Raw genomic sequence first — 16,523 nt, 5'->3', positions numbered from 1 at the left:
CCGTTTCGCTTTGTCGTCATCCGTACGGGGAAAGTCAATCTTCGGATCACCCTCACAGGGCGGGATTGCGGGCCGTACACAATTTCGGGGAGGAAAGCGAAATTTTATCGTGTCCAACAGAGGCGTGGAATAGCTTTTCTTGCCAACCCAGCCTTGTGAAGGGAAAAGACCGTTCCTAAAGTAAGAGTTCGAATAGAGGCAGATTCCATGACCTTCCACCCCTCCGTCCTCGAAGCCATCGGCAACACGCCCCTGATCAAACTCAAGGGCGCCTCAGAGGTGACCGGCTGCACCATTCTCGGCAAGGCGGAGTTCCTGAACCCCGGCCAGTCGGTGAAGGATCGCGCCGCGCTCTACATCATCCGCGACGCAGAGCGGAAGGGACTGCTTCGCCCGGGCGGCGTCATCGTCGAAGGCACGGCCGGCAATACCGGTATCGGCCTGACGCTGGTCGCCAAGGCGCTCGGTTACCGCACCGTCATCGTCATCCCGGAAACGCAGAGCCAGGAAAAGAAAGATGCGCTGAAGCTGCTCGGCGCCGAACTGGTCGAAGTGCCCGCCGTTCCCTACAAAAACCCGAACAACTATGTGAAGGTATCCGGGCGGCTGGCAGAACAGCTGGCGAAGACCGAGCCGAACGGCGCAATCTGGGCAAACCAGTTCGACAACGTAGCCAACCGTCAGGCGCATGTCGAAACGACCGCCAAGGAAATCTGGAAAGACACCGACGGCAAGGTCGACGGCTTCATCTGCTCCGTCGGCTCCGGCGGCACGCTGGCCGGCGTGGCGGCCGGCCTCAAGGCTTTCAAATCAGACGTCAAGATCGGCATCGCCGACCCCGACGGCGCTGCACTCTATGAATTCTACCAGAACGGCACGCTGAAATCCGAAGGATCCTCGATCACCGAGGGCATCGGCCAGGGCCGTATCACCGCCAATCTCGAAGGCTTCACGCCCGATTTCTCCTATCGGGTCTCCGATGCCGAAGCGCTTCCCTATCTTTTCGATCTCGTCGAGAACGAGGGCCTGTGCCTCGGCGGCTCGACAGCCATCAACATTGCCGGCGCGGTCAATCTCGCCCGGGATCTCGGCCCCGGTCACACGGTGGTGACAATCCTCTGCGACTACGGCAACCGCTATCAGTCGAAGCTCTTCAACCCGGATTTCCTGACGTCGAAGGGACTACCCGTTCCGGGCTGGATGGCCAAGTCGCCTGATATCCACGTTCCCTACGAGCCCGCGTGAGACCCCATGCCCGTTAATGCCCTCTATCGTGACGACTTCTATCTCTCGACGTGCGAAGCGGTCGTCACGGCCGTTCACGAAGACGGGGGCATCGAACTGGATCAGACCTGTTTCTATGCGACATCAGGTGGCCAGCCTGGTGATACCGGTGAGTTCGAACGCGCCGACGGCAGCAAGATCGCGCTCGGCCAGACGAAGCATGGTCCGAGCAAGGATATCATCATCCATGTGCCGCTCGAAAACGAGCCGAGGCCTGTGATCGGCGAAACGCTGGTGCTGCATGTCGACTGGCCGCGCCGCTACAGGCTGATGCGCATGCACACGGCCTGCCACCTGCTTTCCGTTGTCTGCTCCTATCCGATAACCGGGGCTGCCGTCGGCGAGGAGGAGAGCCGCGTCGATTTCGACATGGCCGAGACGATCGACAAGGATGAGGTGACGGCCAAGCTGATGGAACTGGTCGGTGACAACCATCCGGTCTATCTGCAGTGGATCACCGACGAGGAGCTTGTCGCCAATCCTGACATCGTCAAATCGAAGAATGTACGCCCGCCGATCGGGCTCGGGCGCGTCAGCCTCGTCTGCATCGGCGAGAACTCCTCGATTGACAGCCAACCCTGCGGCGGCACACATGTCTCCGAGACCCAGGAAGTCGGCCGGATCCATATCGCCAAGATCGAAAAAAAGGGCAAAGAGAACCGGCGCTTCCGCATCCGCTTCGGCACGCCCGGCGACGAAGCCTGACCATCAAGGGAGACCATCATGAGTGAGACCAAGAGCCGTTTCGTCGTTTCGGCCGATTGGCTGCAGTCCGAACTCGGGAAAGCCGATCTGCGCGTGCTGGACGCCTCCTTCTATCTACCGGCGCAAAAACGCGATGCCGATGCCGAATATGCGGCCGGCCATATTCCCGGCGCCATCCGCTTTGACCAGGACAAGATCGCCGACCACTCGACATCACTGCCGCACACGATCCCCTCGCCCGACTATTTCGCCACCGAAGTCGGGCGGCTCGGCATCAGCGAGAAGGATCGGATCGTCGTCTATGACGGCATCGGCCTGTTCGCCTCGCCACGCGTCTGGTGGCTGTTCCGGGTGATGGGGGCAAAGAATGTCTTCGTGCTCGACGGCGGCCTCGATGGCTGGAAGGCAGAAGGCCGTCCGCTGGAAACCGCAGCACCCAACCTTGCGCCGGCGAGTTTCACGCCTGACTTCGACGAAAGCCGCGTGGTGACGCTCGATAGAATGCGCGACATCGTCTCCAGCGGTGCCATGCAAATCGCCGATGCCCGCAGCGCCGGCCGCTTCGCCGCCGCCGAGCCCGAACCGCGTGCCGGCATGCGCTCCGGCCATATGCCGGGCGCCCGCAGCCTGCCTTCCGGCGTATTTGCCAACCAGGGCCGGTTCAAATCGCTGCCCGAACTCAGGCAGACGATCGAGGATGCCGGCATCGATCTTTCGAAGCCCGTCGTCACCTCTTGCGGCTCGGGGATCACCGCAGCGATCATCACGCTGGCGCTGGAATCGCTCGGCCATAACGACAACAAGCTTTATGACGGCTCGTGGAGCGAATGGGGCAGCCGTGACGATACGCCCATCGTTACCGGTCCGCCGACACCGGTCAAAGCCTGATCGCCATGGGGAAGACACCTGCTTCGCTGAAAGCTCACATCACCCGGCTCGAAATGACGTCGCCGCCGAAGGCAAGCATGCCGGTGCCCGTCAATATCCAGACGGCGATCATGCGCGCTCCCCAGATTCCGCTACCCTTCTATCGTTATCTCTACCGGCAGGTGGGCGCGCGCTGGCAATGGGTGGACCGGTTGCGCATGAGCGACGAGCAGCTTGCCGAGACATTGAACGACAAGCGCAACAATATCAGCGTTCTCTATGTGAACGGCGCACCCGCCGGATTCTACGAATATTTCTGCGAAGACGAGGATGTGATCGAGCTCAGCCATTTCGGCCTGATCGAACATGCGCTCGGTCTCGGCATCGGCAAATGGTTCCTGCTGCAGGCGCTCTATGCCATCTGGTCGCTCAATCCGAAGCGGGTCACCACCACCACCAACAATCTCGACCACCCGCGCGCGCTGCAGCTCTATCAGATGTACGGCTTCTCCCCCGTCTCCACCGGCACCGGAATCGTCCGGCCGCTGAGCGACAAGGAGCTTCTGGAGCTCGCGCGGAAAAGTTGACGGCCTCCTCCCCGACATAGGTGGAGATGACTAACGCTGTGTAAGGCTGTTCGGGCGGCGCGGATCGTTGCGGCGCTCGAAATCGAGCGTGCGGCCCGACTGTTCCTTGAGCTCCGCCACCTCCCGGCGCAGAGCCCTCAGCTCTTCCAGTATTTCGGCATTCTGTTGCGCCAGCAGCGCGAGATCGACGTCGGCCAAGGGTTTCTCCTTTTCGTCATGCAGTGTTGCGGCGGACCCGGAAAGGCTCTAGCCGTGCCGGTGGCCGGTGATCAGCCATGCGCGCGAATCGAACTGAATTCCATGGGATGTCTGGTGCGCTCGCAGCATGTCGAGTAGACGCGCCCGTATTTCGGACGCAGCAGTGGGATGATTGAGAGCCGTCTCGACATTTTCAAATGTCTGAATAGTCGCCAATGCAGTCTCAGGATCCGGACCGTAGAACACAGGCTCGCTGATTTCACGAAACTCGACGGCAGTGAACCCGGCCGTCTCGAGCAATCGAGACGTCACCGAGGGTTCGCTCAGTGAAAAGGCTTTGCCGGCCGCAACCGGACCGGTTGAATCCGGGTTGAGCGCCTCATGTATAGCGGTCGCCCACTCATTGCGATCTCTGCCCTGCCAGACCATGAAAACGAAACGCCCGCCCGGCCGTACGGCGTTGGCGATATTGGCGAAGGCGGCCGCCGGATCGGCAAAGAACATGACGCCAAATCGGCTGATGCAAAGGTCGAACCCCCCTTGTGCGAAGAAATGGTTCTGTGCATCCGCCACTTCGAACGTAACATTGGACAACCCCTCCTCGGCGCTGCGGCGACGGGCGATATCCAGCATCGTCACGGACAGGTCGATTCCATGCGCTCGTCCTGTTTCTGTAACACGAGCGGCATCACGAGTGGTTTGTCCGGCGCCGCAACCGATATCGAGCACACAATCAGACTGCCCAACCGCGGCGGCGACCCGAAAATGCGCGTTATGAAGAGCAAGCTCGGCATCATAGAAGTCCGCGAAATTCAATGCCGTTTCGTCAGCCATGATCTATCCCTAGAAACCGAAATTCGTGAGGAGTTAGCCGCCCGGCCCGCGCAGCCTCTCAGACCCAGCATGGGCCGTACATGTACCGTCCCGATCGTGTATCACGGGATGAAGACGCCAGACATACCCGCCGCGGCGACGAGAGACACGATTGACGCGACGATAGCATTATACCGCAGAGGCAAGCTGGCCCACGATCGCCCAATGCCTGCGGCGCGCAAGAAACGGGTGGCTTGCACGCTCGTCCGGGTGCATTTCATGGCAATCACAAAGGAGATCTGCCATGACCGCCATTCGTTTTGTCGCCATGCCGACGACCGACGCCGAACACCTCTGGAACGGCGGGCGCGACGCCTATGACAGGCTGCCCGAGACGATCGTTTCCGATGGTCCCGGCCATCCCTGCCGCCACTGCCTTCAGAATATCGATGCCGGCAAGGCGTTGCTGGTCTTCGCCTACCGGCCCTTCCCGAAGCTGCAGCCCTATGCCGAAACCGGCCCGGTCTTCCTGCACAAGCAACCTTGTGCACGTTATGCCGCCGAAGAGATCATGCCGCCGGTGCTGACGACGAGTCGCGACTTCATCGTCCGCGGCTATAGCGAGAACGACCGCATCGTCTACGGTACCGGCGCGGTGACTGAGATCGGCGATATTCCGGCCTATGGCGAAGAGCTGCTGGGACGATCTGATATCGCCTATGTGCATGTGCGCTCCGCGCGCAACAACTGCTTCCAGTGCCGGATCGACAAGCTAAAGGCGCCGGCCCTGGCGGAGGCTGGCGCCTGATCGGCGGCCGTCGAGGCGCAACAAGAAGTCGTGAATTCGCCGGCACGCTCCTTCTGCTGTAATCGGCGGGCCGTTTCGGTTTCCCCGGACGAATGCTGCCAGGATCGCGCCCTCGAATGTTATCAAACGCCGCGTAAAGCAATGATCCGCGAACCTGCGGCAGCCTGCCGTTGGTGTGCGAGCGGCGCATATTCGGGCGATGCAAAGAGACCACGGATGGCATCCATATCGAGAAACTCGATGATCAGCATATTCGTCGCCTGCCAGCCTTCGAGTTCGAGGGGGGCGTCATCGAGAGCGATGAGACGGCCGCCGGCCTTTGCCACCAGAGGCAGGGCCTTCGAACGGTAATCGGCAATGGCTTCGGGGTCGTGGATATCAAGATCGACAACGAGGTAGGCGGACATGATTATATCCTTTCAATCAATGTGAAGTTTGGGATGTGTGTTTTGCGTGCGGCGGCGCGCCTTATGGCAAGTGCCGCCACTTAACCATGCGCTTCCGGAGATCGAGTGTGCCGCCATCCACGGTGAAGCTGCCGTCGCCACGATGATGCATGGTCCGCCGTTCCTTGCGGGCCTCGTCGATCCAGATCCTCTTCGCTTCGAGGATGAAGAGATTGTATCGATCGACGAGGCTCGGATCGGCAAGACGGCATTCGATATTGGCAAGGCAGTCCACCAGCAACGGCGCCGCGACATCCTTTGCTGGACGAGTCCCCAAGCCGAACCGCTCGAACTTGTCCACCGTGTCACCGGAGCAATTGCCGATGTCCACCACGGTTTCGGCAAGATCGGTGGCTGGAATCGCAATCACGCATTCGCCGGTCTTTTTCAAAGTCTGGTGGCTGAAGTCCCAGGGGCCGATGACGCAACCGATCAGCGGCGGTGCGTGCTGGACCATCATGTGAAAACCCATTGTCATCACATTGGGCGTTCCCTCAAGGCTCGTCGTCACAAGAACGATCGGGCCCGGTTCGAGCAGGCGATAGGCCTGGGAAGCGGAAATCTCTTTCATCGTGCGGTTCCTTCGCGAGTTTCTTCCCCGCACGTATGCAGGGAAGCTGAAAGACCTTCTGGCGTGGTTACCAGCCCTGTTCGACCGGCAGAACGAAGAGTTCCGCGACATTCACATGTGCGGGCGCCTGCGCCGCAAAGACGATGGTGTCGCCGATGTCCTCGCCCTGCAGGAACGTCATTTGCTTGGCAAGATCGTCCATCTGCTTGATATAGCCGGGTTCGGTGATGTGATCGTACAGCTCGGTCGCCACGGCACCCGGCTGGATGCAGGTCACCCGAATATTGTGCTTCTGGCCCACTTCCATGCGCAGGCCGTCGGAGAACGCGGCCACCGCGTGCTTGGTGGCGCAATAGATCGACAGGCCTTTGAAGACCTTGCGGCCAGCGATCGACGACATGTTGAAGATGTGGCCGGAATGTTGATTGATCATCTGCGGCAGAACGGCAGCCGTGGTATTCAGCAGGCCCTTCACATTGACGTCGACCATCCGGTGCCATTCGTCGACTTTGAACTGATCGACATCCGAAAGCGGCATCAGACCGGCATTGTTGACGAGAATGTCGATCGAACCATAGGCACCCAACAGCTTTTTGACGCCGGCTTCGACGGAGGCTGGATCGACCACGTCCATTTCGATCACAAGGGCTTCACCGCCCCTGGAGGCGATCTCCTTTTGGAGGCCTTCAAGTTTGTCGGTGCGACGGGCGGCGATCCCAACCTTTGCGCCGGCCTCGGCGAGCTTCAACGCGGTAGCGGCGCCGATGCCGCTCGAGGCGCCGGTGACCAGCGCGATTTTTCCACTGATATTCGTCATGGTTTATCTCCTTGTCTGGCGCCCTTCCAACCGAAAGGACGGTCGTGTTCGACAAGGAGGAACATAAGGAAGCGGGCATGATCCCTCTCTCGGGACCTTGCGGGACCTGTTGGGATCTTGCTCAAAACCGCAAGGACCAAGCTGAATTCCTAAAGCATGCCACGCAAAACTGTGCAGCGATTTTGCGAGACATGCGCAAAAACAAAGGCCTAAAAGCGCAAGGAGCCAATCTGAAAGATCGCGACGCGTTTTAACTGCGACGGTAGTCGCTGGGGGAGACGCCGGCCTCCCGGCGGAAAATCTGAGCAAAATGGCTGGGGCTCGAATACCCCACGGACATGCCGATCTCGATGATGCTGGTGCTGGTTTCCTGCAGAAGTTGCTGGGCTTTGGCTATGCGTTGGCGAATGAAGTAATGGGATGGGGAAAGGCCGGTGGCTTTCTTGAAGAGGCGGCTGAAGTGAAAAGCGCTCATGCCGGCCGTTTGCGCCAGACGTGCGAGATCAAACGGCTCTTGAAGGTTGGCTTCCATGAATGCGATGGCCCGCCGTAGCTTGGCGCCCGGGAGGGCATTTGACGGCCGTGTCTCTGCATCAAATGTTGCATATTGTCGAATAAGATGAACAGCGAGCGTCTGCGCCAATCCCTGCACGAAGAGCCGACTTCCCTGCCCTTCTGCCGTCAGTTCAGCATGGATCAGTTCCAGCATGGTGGAAAGATGCTGGTCGCGGCCGCCAGATACGTCGCGCAGGCGCATGGCGCTGGCAGCCTTGCCGAGAACCCCTTCCGCCACCCGGTCGAACAACGGAACGGAGAGATAGAGATGCATTACCTGGAAAGGTTCGTCTCCCTCGGCATGCCAGCGCATTTCGTATGGCGTGGGCGACCGCGTCAGAAAAAAGTCCCCAACTTTGACTGTATTGGCCTCCCACTCCCCGCCCAGATCGCGTTCCTCGACACATGCTTGGCCTGAGATCACCCAAACAACGAGAGGCTCGGCGACTGCCGGAACAAGAAAGGGGTGTTGCACCTTCAGGCGGGAAAACACCTGCACGAATATGTCGGTCCAGGCTGGGCCATCCCCGCTGACGAGTGTTCTGCCGGCAATATATGTTTCGAGCCCGGTCGGTGACGTTCGAAGCGGAACCGGCGATGTTTGCTCTCGACTCTCAACCGTCATTGCTGCTCCGTTTGGATGGCGACTGCACATCGGCATGATACGATGGCAACTGTTCGGGAGGGACACAACTCATCGCGCTGCCTGACGAGGAAAAACATAGCTCCAACGCCGCCGACGGTCGCGGTTCGATTACAGGTGCGCCGTCATACAAAGAAGGCGGCATCCCTTCGGATACCGCCCTGCCGATCGAAGAATAATGCTGTAAGCCATCACCTTGAGTGAGATAGCTTACGCTACGTTCAGTACGCTCTCCGGCGCGAAAGCTTCGTAACCCAGTGCGTCGGCGACCGGCTTGCTGGTGATGCGGCCCTTGTGGACGTTGAGACCATTCCTCAGATGCTTGTCTTCGGCGATGGCGCGCAGGCCGCGATCGGCAAGCGCCAGACCATGAACCAGCGTGGCATTGTTCAGCGCATGCGCCGAGGTGACCGGCACGGCGCCCGGCATGTTGGCGACGCAATAATGCACGACGCCGTCAACCTCATAGGTCGGATCGGAATGGGTCGTCGCATGCGAGGTCTCGAAGCAGCCGCCCTGGTCGATGGCGACATCGACAATGACGGAGCCCTTCTTCATGCCGGAAAGCATTTCCCGGGTGACGAGCTTCGGAGCAGCAGCGCCGGGGATCAGCACCGCGCCGATAATCAGGTCGGCCGAAAAGACTTCCTCCTCCAGCGCCTGGATGCTGGAATAACGGGTGTGGATGCGGCCGGAAAAGATATCGTCGAGCTGGCGTAGGCGCGGCAGCGACTTGTCGAGGATGCTGACATCGGCGCCGAGACCGGCGGCCATCCGGGCCGCATGCAGGCCGACGACGCCGCCGCCGATCACCGCGACCTTGGCCGGCAGCACGCCGGGTACGCCGCCGAGCAGGACGCCGAGGCCGCCGTTGGCTTTCTGCAGCGCGGTCGCTCCTGCCTGGATCGACAGGCGTCCTGCCACTTCCGACATCGGCGCCAGCAGCGGCAGGCCGCCGCGCTCGTCGGTCACCGTCTCATAGGCAATCGCGGTCACCCCGGAGGCGATCAGACCCTTGGTCTGTTCGGGATCCGGCGCCAGATGCAGATAGGTGTAGAGAAGCTGACCGTCGCGGAGTTGCGCCCATTCAGAGGGCTGCGGCTCCTTCACCTTGACGATCATGTCGCACTTTTCGAAGATATCTTTAGCAGAGGCGGCGATCTTGGCGCCAGCCGCGGCATAGGCGGCATCATCGGCGCCGATGCCGGTGCCCGCCTTGGTCTCGACCCAGACTTCGTGCCCGTGGGCGACATATTCGCGCACCGAAGCCGGCGTCAGGCCGACGCGATATTCATGATTCTTGATTTCCTTCGGGCAACCGACACGCATTGGCGTTCCTCTCATGTCACTCCGCAGTCGCGGATCTCCTCAGACGATGAATCCAATCATCAAGGCCGCGAAATGTCCTTGCAAAGACGATTTGCACAAATGCATTTTTTCGGCGATTATTGTGCAATGCCCCTCTTTCTTCGAAGGTTCTTCGAATGGCCGATCTCGACACCATCGATCTTGCGATTCTGAAGGTGCTGCAGGCCGATGCCCGCATCACCAATGCCGAGCTTGCCGAAAGGATCGGACTGTCGCCTTCGGCCTGTTCACGCCGGCTCGACATCTTGGAAAGAAGCGGCGTCATCGACGGCTACCATGCCCGCCTTTCGCACAAGGCGCTCGACTACAAGATGATCGCCATCGTGCATATCTCGCTCTCCGGCCAGTTCGCCAAGACGCTGGCCGAATTCGAGGCGGCGGTGAAGCTCTGCCCCAACGTGCTCGTCTGCTACCTGATGTCGGGCGAATACGATTATATCCTGCGCGTCGCCGCGCGCGATCTCGAGGATTATGAGCGCATCCACCGCGACTGGCTGTCTGCCCTGCCCCACGTCGTCAAGATCAATTCCAGTTTCGCGCTCAGAGAAATCATCGACAGGCCGAATGTCGGCCTTTGAGGCCTTGCATATTCATTGAAAGCCTGCCCAGACTTTCGGTGCGCGCGGGCGTTTCCCGCTCAACGGCATGTCATGACATCGAAGACCCACGGCTATATTTTCGCCCTGCTGGCAATCACCATCTTCTCCTTGCAGGACGCGATCTCGAAACATCTGGCATCGACCTATCCGCCGATCTTCGTGACGATGATCCGCTACTGGGCTTTCGCGCTCTTCACGATCATTCTCGCCTCGAAGATGCGCGGCGGTCTCAAGGCGACGGCCCGCACCAAGCGGCCTTTCCTGCAGGTGACGCGCGGCGTTCTGCTTGCGATTCAGGTGGTTCTCGCCATCACCTGTTTTGCCATGATCGGCCTTGCCCGTTCACAGGCGATCTTTTCCGCGACGCCGATCCTGATCGCGCTGCTGGCAATGCCGATCCTCGGCGAGCGGGTCGGGTGGCGGCGGTGGGCGGCGATCGGCGCCGGACTGTTCGGGGTGTTGCTGATCCTGAAGCCGGAAGGCGAATTTTTCGACCTCAAGCTGCTTCTGGCCGTCATTTCCTGCTTCAACTTCGCCTTCTATGTCATCGCCACCCGCCTGGTCAGCCGCGACGATTCGTCGATGACCAGCTTCTTCTATACCGGCGTCGTCGGCGGCGTCACGATGACGCTGGTCGGACCATTCTACTGGAGCTGGATGTCGCCGGGCGACTGGGGCTGGATGGCGCTCGTCTGTATGACCAGCATCTCCAGCCATTATTTCCTCATTCGCGCCTACGATATTCTCGATGCTGCCGCCGTCCAGCCGCTGACCTATCTGTCACTTGTCTACGCCTCGATCATCGGCATGGTGATCTATGACGAAACGCTCAGCATCAACATGATCGTCGGCTCGGCGATCGTGGTCGCCGCCGGCATCTTCACGGTCTGGCGCGAACATGTAGTGGGACGCAGAGCCGCCGCGGCAAACTGACGGTTTCACTGCAATTTTAGCCAAGCCCCTAAAACCATTTCAATTTTCGGGCGCTATGCTCCCTCGCTGTAGAAGGGAGACAGTATGACTCGTAATTTGAAAATCACGGCCCGAAAGGCCGACCGGAAAAGCTGCCGCGTTTTCGGCAATGTCAAATATCTGAACAGCCAGGTGGATGCCCGCATTCTCAACCTGTCGGTAACCGGCGCCGCCCTGGAGATGAAAGGGCCGTTCCATGCCGCCTCCGGCAGCAAGGTGCGGATCGAGGCCGAAAACCTCGGGCTGCTCGAAGGCGTCATCCGCTGGAAGCACAACGGCCGCGTCGGCATCCAGTTCGACGTGAACTCTAATGCGCGGGCACAGGTGTCCTCCTATTTCCGATTCTTCCATAAAGAAGTCCGGCCGGTACTGGCGACCCGCCCGTTGACCATATCAGGCGCCAATGGCGATCGGACGCCTCACTTGGCGGCATCGACACTGAAATCGTAAGGCTGCACCGCCTTTGCCCCGAAGGAGCGGCTAAGATCGTTCCAGTAGCTGCGGTTGACGTTGACGTCGAGGGTGACCGCCCCTTGCGTCTACGACAGCCTGACGCCTCCGAAGTCGATGGCGGCGCTCTTGGCGTTGACGGCGGAGCAGGATCGATCCTGCCGATGATCCGTCCCCGATGAAATTTCAGCCGGACCACTGCACCATAAATTGTATTTCGGAGCCACGCTGCTTTCCCGGCGGATTGTTTTGACGTCCTGTCATTTTCGCAGTGTACTCCACGGCAAATCGTCCTAATTCTGACGGGCCGGACGATGCATGATCCTTGAAGGAGAGTTTCCATGTCTTCTATTTTCGATGTTGGCGTAATGAGCCGCCGTTCCCTGCTCGGCGGCCTCGCCGCCACTTCCGCCCTGGTGCTGCTGCACCCCTTCAGCGCGCGGGCCAGCGCCAACCAGGCGCATCTGAGGCTGATGGAAACGACGGATATTCACGTCAACGTCTTCCCCTATGACTATTATGCCGACAAGCCGAACGACACGATGGGTCTTGCCCGCACCGGGACGATCATCGACGGCATCCGCGCCGAGGCCGTCAACTCGCTGCTGATCGACAATGGCGACGTGCTGCAGGGCAATCCGATGGGCGACTACATGGCCTATCAGCACGGCATGAAGGAGGGCGACGTCCATCCGGTGATCAAGGCGATGAACACGCTCGGCTATACGGTGGGAACGCTCGGGAATCACGAGTTCAACTACGGCCTCGACTTCATGTTCAAGGTACTCTCGGGCGCGAACTTCCCCTTCGTCTGCGCCAACCTGACCAAGGGCCAGCTTGCCTCGGACCCGAAGCAGGACGACCTCTTCTTCAAGCCCTACGTCGTCTTGGAAAAACAGATCAAGGACGGCGCCGGTAATGAGAGCCCGGTCAAGATCGGCTTCATCGGCTTCGTCCCGCCGCAGATCATGCTCTGGGACATCAAGAACCTCGAAGGCAAGGCGCAAACGCGCGATATCGTCGAGGCCGCCAAGGCCTGGGTTCCCGCCATGAAGGAGGCCGGCGCCGATATCGTCATCGCACTCTCCCATTCCGGCATCGACGGCAGCGCACCGTCCGAAAAGATGGAAAACGCCTCACTGCATCTGGCGGCCGTCGACAGGATCGACGCCATCTTCACCGGTCACCAGCATCTCGTCTTCCCCGGCCCGAAGAGCTGGGACGGCATCGCCAATGCCGATCCGGTCAAGGGCACCCTGCATGGCAAGCCCACCGTGATGGCCGGCTTCTGGGGCTCGCATCTCGGCCTGATCGACCTGCTGCTCGAAAAGGACGGCAATAGCTGGAAGATCGTCGATTTCACCGCGGAAGCCCGGCCGATCTATCATCGCGACGACAAGAAGAAGGTGGTGGCCGATTACGCAGACAAGAAGGAAGTGGTCGAGGCCGCCAAGGCCGAGCACGAGGCGACCCTTGCCTATGTCCGCACCCCGGTCGGCAAGACGTCCGCACCGCTCTACTCCTACTTCGCGCTGGTCGCCGACGACCCTTCGGTGCAGGTCGTCTCACAGGCGCAGACCTGGTACATCAGGCAGATGCTCGCCGATACCGCTTTCAAGGACCTGCCGGTGCTTTCGGCGGCGGCTCCCTTCAAGGCCGGCGGGCGTGGCGGCGCCGACTACTATACCGACGTTCCAGCCGGCAATATCGCCATCAAGAACGTCGCCGATCTCTATCTCTACCCGAACACGGTGCAGGCTGTCGCCATCACCGGCGCACAGGTGAAGAACTGGCTCGAAATGTCGGCCGGCATGTTCAATCACATCGAAGCGGGCTCGAAGGACGCGCCGCTGCTCAACAGCGACTTCCCGTCCTATAATTTCGACGTGATCGACGGGGTCACCTACCAGATCGACCTGTCGCAGCCGCCGAAATATGATTCATCCGGCAAGGCGATCAATCCGGACGCCAACCGCATCCAGAACCTCGCCTTCGATGGCAAGCCGATCGATCCGGCCCAAAAGTTCGTCGTCGTCTCGAACAATTACCGCGCCGGCGGCGGCGGCAATTTCCCGGAGATCACCGCAGACAAGGTGATCTTCCAGGCGCCGGATACCAACCGCGACGTCATCGTCCGCTATATCCATGACCAGGGCACGATCAATCCGTCGGCCGACGCAAACTGGACCTTCAAACCGCTTCCCGGTACGACCGCGACCTTCGAAAGTGGCCCGAAGGCGAAGCAGTTCCTCGGCGAGGTAAAGAGCGTCAAGATCGAGGATGCCGGCGAAGGCGCCGACGGTTTCTCCAAGTTCAGGCTGGTTCTCTAGAGCGCCGTGCGTCCTTTCGGACGCACAAAGGACGCTCTAACACCTTGAATCTACGCATCGAAGGATATGTAGACGAAGGCGCGGCACCCGCGCCTTCATCATTCTGCCGCGAGCGGTGCCGCGGGTTCCTGGAGTTCGGCCATCTGCGCATGGAAATCGGCCTGGCTCGGGCAATGGGAAAGCCGCGAGCGGAACGCATCAATCATCCAGGTGGCGGCAGGTCCGGGCGGGTTGGCGAGCTGGCGCACCGAATATATCGGATACTCCCCCTGTTCATAGGCATCCAGATCGAGATGGACGAGCGTGCCGCTCACCAGATCGTCATGGATCAGGGAAGCCGGGAGGCCGCCCCAGCCAAGACCGGCTTTGATGAGCTGGTGCTTCGTTGCAATATCGCTGACGCGCCAGGTCTTGTAGGACAGAACGTTGAAATCGCGGCCCTTCGTCCGGCCCGACGCATCGGTAACGACGAGCTGCACTTCCTCACGCACATCGCCCAGCGTCAGCGGCCGGCCAATCCCAGCCAGCGGGTGGTTGCGCGCGGCAACCGGCAACATGAAGGAATGACCGATCCGCTCCGTAACGATCGAATCGTCCTGCTTGACGACTGCGCCGCCAATGCCGATCGTCGCCTTGCCGCTGAGGACGAGATCCATGACCATTCCGAGCTCGCCGACATTGAGGTTCAACGAAACGGTGGGAAACATCTCGCGGAATTCGCGCAATACATCCACCATGGCCCGTGACGGCACCATGACGCTGATGGCGACGGACACCTCCGCTTCGAGCCCTTCCCTCAGGCTCTTGACCCGCGCCCGCATGACCTGCAGGTCGCCCAGAATGCGCCGCGCATCCTCCAGCATCGCCTTGCCCGCTTCCGTCAGCTTCGGCTGGCGCGCACCGGAGCGCTCGAAAAGCGGCACTTCAAGCTGCGCCTCCAGATTGGCGATCGTATAGCTCACCACCGATTGCGCCCGGTTCAGCGCCCGCGAAGCGGCCGAGAAGCTGCCGGTTTCGGCAACGGTCAGAAACACCTGCAATTGGTCCAGCGTTGGGTTCGGCAGCATCTTCCATCCATTCCATCGATAGTTTCGATCGACATTATCCCCGTTTTTTCGATAGCAGGCCAGACCTATTTTCCTGATCGAGACTGCGGCTCATCTCCCAGCAACGGGCCGTCAAATTCAATTCGAAAGGAAATGCACCATGTCGTCCATCCTTCTTCTGACGTCCAGCCCGCGTGCCGAATCGCTCTCGACGCCGATCGCCGTCGATCTCGCCGAAAAGCTGAAGAGCCAGAACCCGGGCAGCGTCGTCGTCCGCCGTGACCTGGCCACCAACCCGCTGCCGCATATCGATGACCTCTTTACCGGCGCGATCCGCAAGCCGGCAGAAGCCCGTACCGCCGAAGAAATCGCAGCCATCAAAACCTCCGACGAACTCGTCAACGAGTTGTTTGCCGCCGACACGATCGTCATCAGCACCGGCCTGATCAACTTCAACATCTATTCGTCGCTGAAGACCTGGATCGACAACGTCGCCCGCGCCGGCGTGACCTTCAAGTACACGGAAAGCGGCCCGGTCGGCCTCCTGACCGGTAAGAAGGTTTATGTGGTACTGGCTTCCGGTGGGGTCTATTCGCAGGGACCGGCTGCTCCGCTGAACCATGCCGTTCCGTACCTGAAGTCGGTTCTCGGCTTCCTCGGCATCACCGATGTCGAGACCATCTATGTCGAAGGCCTGGCCTTCGGACCGGAAGCTGCCGAAAAAGCCATCGGCGCCGCCAAGTCGCGCGTCCAGGAAATCGCCTTAGCCGCCTGATCGGCGCCTAAAACGCTCCATGGAACGGCCGGCTCTCGCCGGCCGTTCGTCATTTGTCGATATCGGCGACAAAATCCCGGACGGTCGCCAGGATTTCGGCCGAGAGTTCTTCATCGGATGAAATCCTGGCAAGGCCAACGCCGCCGGCCATCATCGCGAAGGCCATGATCGCCTTGCGCCGCCGTTCTCTATCGTCCGCTCCCGCAGCCTTGCCCGCCAATGACGCGAAATTACGCCGGAGCCCGTCCGTCGCGATCCCCCGCGCCTTCTCGCCGCTGCGGGATATGTCGGAGGTCAGCGCGGCAAAAGGGCAGCCCTCACCCGGATTGTCACGGTGATAGGCGCTGACATAACGATCGGCGACATCGGCGGCCGTCATCTCCGCCGGGTTGATGCCTTCGGCCTCCAGCTTGCGTCCCCATGAATCGAAAGCGGACTGGATCGCCTCGGCGACCAAATCGTCGCGGGAGGCGAAATGCTTGTAGAAGCCGCCGACGGTCAGTCCGGCTTCCTTCATCAGGTCGGCGACGCCGATACCGTCAAGCCCCTCCTCGCGCAGCCGCTTCGACGCGGTCTCGACAATCTTCTCGTGCGTCTTCTGTTTCTCCAGCTGCGAACGGCCCATCCGAAATCTCTCCAGTACTGCTTCTTGACTCATATGGATTACTATCGTAATCCTGATAGATAAC

General features: G+C 60.3%; 20 protein-coding genes. 11 read left to right on the top strand and 9 right to left on the bottom strand.

Features of this window, described 5'->3' with window-relative positions:
* Positions 1 to 207: 207 nt before the first annotated feature.
* Genes NE851_RS19255 through NE851_RS19240 form a run of 4 tightly spaced genes read left to right on the top strand, consistent with a single transcriptional unit; the run spans position 208 to position 3,443 of the window.
* Positions 208 to 1,245: a cysteine synthase A gene (locus tag NE851_RS19255; protein ID WP_029867991.1), complete on the top strand. Its 1,038-nt coding sequence runs from the start codon at positions 208 to 210 to the stop codon at positions 1,243 to 1,245.
* A gap of 6 nt (positions 1,246 to 1,251) precedes the next feature.
* Positions 1,252 to 1,989 (top strand): alanyl-tRNA editing protein, encoded by a 738-nt coding sequence (locus NE851_RS19250; RefSeq protein ID WP_029867990.1) that lies wholly within the window; start codon positions 1,252 to 1,254, stop codon positions 1,987 to 1,989.
* Positions 1,990 to 2,007: 18 nt separating this feature from the next.
* On the top strand, positions 2,008 to 2,877 hold the full coding sequence (gene sseA, locus NE851_RS19245) for a 3-mercaptopyruvate sulfurtransferase (RefSeq protein ID WP_029867989.1): 870 nt from the start codon (positions 2,008 to 2,010) through the stop codon (positions 2,875 to 2,877).
* Positions 2,878 to 2,882: 5 nt separating this feature from the next.
* Positions 2,883 to 3,443 (top strand): GNAT family N-acetyltransferase, encoded by a 561-nt coding sequence (locus NE851_RS19240; protein ID WP_029867988.1) that lies wholly within the window; start codon positions 2,883 to 2,885, stop codon positions 3,441 to 3,443.
* A gap of 30 nt (positions 3,444 to 3,473) precedes the next feature.
* Here the strand turns inward: NE851_RS19240 and NE851_RS19235 are convergent, their stop codons facing one another.
* Together NE851_RS19235 and NE851_RS19230 are read right to left on the bottom strand one after the other, a co-directional pair.
* A complete protein-coding gene (locus NE851_RS19235; RefSeq protein WP_164735956.1) occupies positions 3,474 to 3,641 on the bottom strand; it encodes a hypothetical protein in 168 nt (55 codons plus the stop codon).
* A gap of 48 nt (positions 3,642 to 3,689) precedes the next feature.
* Positions 3,690 to 4,478 carry a class I SAM-dependent methyltransferase gene (locus NE851_RS19230; protein ID WP_029867987.1) on the bottom strand — a complete coding sequence of 263 codons (789 nt, stop codon included), beginning with the start codon at positions 4,476 to 4,478 and terminating at the stop codon, positions 3,690 to 3,692.
* A gap of 280 nt (positions 4,479 to 4,758) precedes the next feature.
* Here NE851_RS19230 and NE851_RS19225 point away from each other — a divergent pair, with 280 nt between their 5' ends.
* The gene (locus NE851_RS19225) at positions 4,759 to 5,262 is read left to right on the top strand and encodes a DUF1203 domain-containing protein (RefSeq protein ID WP_029867986.1); all 504 of its coding nucleotides are present in this window, start codon (positions 4,759 to 4,761) and stop codon (positions 5,260 to 5,262) included.
* Between the two features lie 122 nt (positions 5,263 to 5,384).
* Here the strand turns inward: NE851_RS19225 and NE851_RS19220 are convergent, their stop codons facing one another.
* From NE851_RS19220 to NE851_RS19210, 3 genes are all read right to left on the bottom strand, one after another.
* Positions 5,385 to 5,669 (bottom strand): DUF1330 domain-containing protein, encoded by a 285-nt coding sequence (locus tag NE851_RS19220; RefSeq protein WP_028757378.1) that lies wholly within the window; start codon positions 5,667 to 5,669, stop codon positions 5,385 to 5,387.
* A 61-nt stretch (positions 5,670 to 5,730) separates the two neighbouring features.
* Entirely contained in the window at positions 5,731 to 6,279 is a 549-nt protein-coding gene (locus tag NE851_RS19215) for a flavin reductase family protein (protein ID WP_029867985.1), read from the bottom strand.
* Between the two features lie 67 nt (positions 6,280 to 6,346).
* Positions 6,347 to 7,096 (bottom strand): SDR family oxidoreductase, encoded by a 750-nt coding sequence (locus tag NE851_RS19210; protein WP_028757380.1) that lies wholly within the window; start codon positions 7,094 to 7,096, stop codon positions 6,347 to 6,349.
* 44 nt (positions 7,097 to 7,140) lie between these two features.
* Between NE851_RS19210 and NE851_RS19205 the strand changes: the two genes are divergently transcribed.
* Positions 7,141 to 7,350 (top strand): hypothetical protein, encoded by a 210-nt coding sequence (locus NE851_RS19205; RefSeq protein ID WP_047615663.1) that lies wholly within the window; start codon positions 7,141 to 7,143, stop codon positions 7,348 to 7,350.
* On the opposite strand, the gene NE851_RS19200 is transcribed toward NE851_RS19205, so the two are convergent.
* Both NE851_RS19200 and ald read right to left on the bottom strand, forming a co-directional pair.
* Complete coding sequence (locus NE851_RS19200) at positions 7,347 to 8,276, bottom strand: helix-turn-helix domain-containing protein (RefSeq protein ID WP_028757382.1); 930 nt, start codon at positions 8,274 to 8,276, stop codon at positions 7,347 to 7,349. The genes NE851_RS19205 and NE851_RS19200 overlap by 4 nt on opposite strands.
* A 228-nt stretch (positions 8,277 to 8,504) precedes the next feature.
* Positions 8,505 to 9,623 (bottom strand): alanine dehydrogenase, encoded by a 1,119-nt coding sequence (gene ald, locus NE851_RS19195; RefSeq protein WP_028757383.1) that lies wholly within the window; start codon positions 9,621 to 9,623, stop codon positions 8,505 to 8,507.
* A gap of 155 nt (positions 9,624 to 9,778) precedes the next feature.
* On the opposite strand from ald, the gene NE851_RS19190 reads away from it, so the two are divergent.
* From NE851_RS19190 to NE851_RS19175, 4 genes are all read left to right on the top strand, one after another.
* Positions 9,779 to 10,240, top strand: a complete 462-nt coding sequence (locus NE851_RS19190; protein WP_028757384.1) for an Lrp/AsnC family transcriptional regulator — start codon at positions 9,779 to 9,781, stop codon at positions 10,238 to 10,240.
* A gap of 72 nt (positions 10,241 to 10,312) precedes the next feature.
* The gene (locus tag NE851_RS19185) at positions 10,313 to 11,194 is read left to right on the top strand and encodes a DMT family transporter (protein WP_029867983.1); all 882 of its coding nucleotides are present in this window, start codon (positions 10,313 to 10,315) and stop codon (positions 11,192 to 11,194) included.
* Positions 11,195 to 11,278: 84 nt separating this feature from the next.
* Positions 11,279 to 11,683: a PilZ domain-containing protein gene (locus tag NE851_RS19180; RefSeq protein ID WP_029867982.1), complete on the top strand. Its 405-nt coding sequence runs from the start codon at positions 11,279 to 11,281 to the stop codon at positions 11,681 to 11,683.
* Between the two features lie 341 nt (positions 11,684 to 12,024).
* On the top strand, positions 12,025 to 14,013 hold the full coding sequence (locus NE851_RS19175; protein ID WP_029867981.1) for a bifunctional 2',3'-cyclic-nucleotide 2'-phosphodiesterase/3'-nucleotidase: 1,989 nt from the start codon (positions 12,025 to 12,027) through the stop codon (positions 14,011 to 14,013).
* Between the two features lie 98 nt (positions 14,014 to 14,111).
* On the opposite strand, the gene NE851_RS19170 is transcribed toward NE851_RS19175, so the two are convergent.
* On the bottom strand, positions 14,112 to 15,080 hold the full coding sequence (locus NE851_RS19170) for a LysR family transcriptional regulator (protein WP_029867980.1): 969 nt from the start codon (positions 15,078 to 15,080) through the stop codon (positions 14,112 to 14,114).
* A gap of 139 nt (positions 15,081 to 15,219) precedes the next feature.
* Here NE851_RS19170 and NE851_RS19165 point away from each other — a divergent pair, with 139 nt between their 5' ends.
* Positions 15,220 to 15,834, top strand: a complete 615-nt coding sequence (locus tag NE851_RS19165; RefSeq protein WP_029867979.1) for an FMN-dependent NADH-azoreductase — start codon at positions 15,220 to 15,222, stop codon at positions 15,832 to 15,834.
* 49 nt (positions 15,835 to 15,883) lie between these two features.
* Here the strand turns inward: NE851_RS19165 and NE851_RS19160 are convergent, their stop codons facing one another.
* On the bottom strand, positions 15,884 to 16,459 hold the full coding sequence (locus tag NE851_RS19160) for a TetR/AcrR family transcriptional regulator (protein WP_029867978.1): 576 nt from the start codon (positions 16,457 to 16,459) through the stop codon (positions 15,884 to 15,886).
* Positions 16,460 to 16,523: the final 64 nt, after the last annotated feature.

The sequence above is a fragment of the Rhizobium anhuiense bv. trifolii genome, from assembly GCF_024346605.1.
GTDB classification, from domain to species: Bacteria; Pseudomonadota; Alphaproteobacteria; order Rhizobiales; family Rhizobiaceae; genus Rhizobium; species Rhizobium anhuiense.
This window is presented reverse-complemented; position numbering and strand designations above follow the sequence as displayed.

Bases quoted from the DNA above. Each gene is read 5' to 3' on its own strand.
- NE851_RS19200 (WP_028757382.1), bottom strand. From the start codon at position 8,276: ATGACGGTTGAGAGTCGAGAGCAAACATCGCCGGTTCCGCTTCGAACG.
- NE851_RS19240 (WP_029867988.1), top strand. From the start codon at position 2,883: ATGGGGAAGACACCTGCTTCGCTGAAAGCTCACATCACCCGGCTCGAA.
- NE851_RS19160 (WP_029867978.1), bottom strand. From the start codon at position 16,459: ATGGGCCGTTCGCAGCTGGAGAAACAGAAGACGCACGAGAAGATTGTC.
- NE851_RS19190 (WP_028757384.1), top strand. From the start codon at position 9,779: ATGGCCGATCTCGACACCATCGATCTTGCGATTCTGAAGGTGCTGCAG.
- NE851_RS19220 (WP_028757378.1), bottom strand. From the start codon at position 5,669: ATGTCCGCCTACCTCGTTGTCGATCTTGATATCCACGACCCCGAAGCC.
- ald (WP_028757383.1), bottom strand. From the start codon at position 9,623: ATGCGTGTCGGTTGCCCGAAGGAAATCAAGAATCATGAATATCGCGTC.
- NE851_RS19210 (WP_028757380.1), bottom strand. From the start codon at position 7,096: ATGACGAATATCAGTGGAAAAATCGCGCTGGTCACCGGCGCCTCGAGC.
- NE851_RS19180 (WP_029867982.1), top strand. From the start codon at position 11,279: ATGACTCGTAATTTGAAAATCACGGCCCGAAAGGCCGACCGGAAAAGC.
- NE851_RS19215 (WP_029867985.1), bottom strand. From the start codon at position 6,279: ATGAAAGAGATTTCCGCTTCCCAGGCCTATCGCCTGCTCGAACCGGGC.
- NE851_RS19185 (WP_029867983.1), top strand. From the start codon at position 10,313: ATGACATCGAAGACCCACGGCTATATTTTCGCCCTGCTGGCAATCACC.
- NE851_RS19250 (WP_029867990.1), top strand. From the start codon at position 1,252: ATGCCCGTTAATGCCCTCTATCGTGACGACTTCTATCTCTCGACGTGC.
- NE851_RS19165 (WP_029867979.1), top strand. From the start codon at position 15,220: ATGTCGTCCATCCTTCTTCTGACGTCCAGCCCGCGTGCCGAATCGCTC.
- NE851_RS19170 (WP_029867980.1), bottom strand. From the start codon at position 15,080: ATGCTGCCGAACCCAACGCTGGACCAATTGCAGGTGTTTCTGACCGTT.
- sseA (WP_029867989.1), top strand. From the start codon at position 2,008: ATGAGTGAGACCAAGAGCCGTTTCGTCGTTTCGGCCGATTGGCTGCAG.
- NE851_RS19255 (WP_029867991.1), top strand. From the start codon at position 208: ATGACCTTCCACCCCTCCGTCCTCGAAGCCATCGGCAACACGCCCCTG.
- NE851_RS19225 (WP_029867986.1), top strand. From the start codon at position 4,759: ATGACCGCCATTCGTTTTGTCGCCATGCCGACGACCGACGCCGAACAC.
- NE851_RS19175 (WP_029867981.1), top strand. From the start codon at position 12,025: ATGTCTTCTATTTTCGATGTTGGCGTAATGAGCCGCCGTTCCCTGCTC.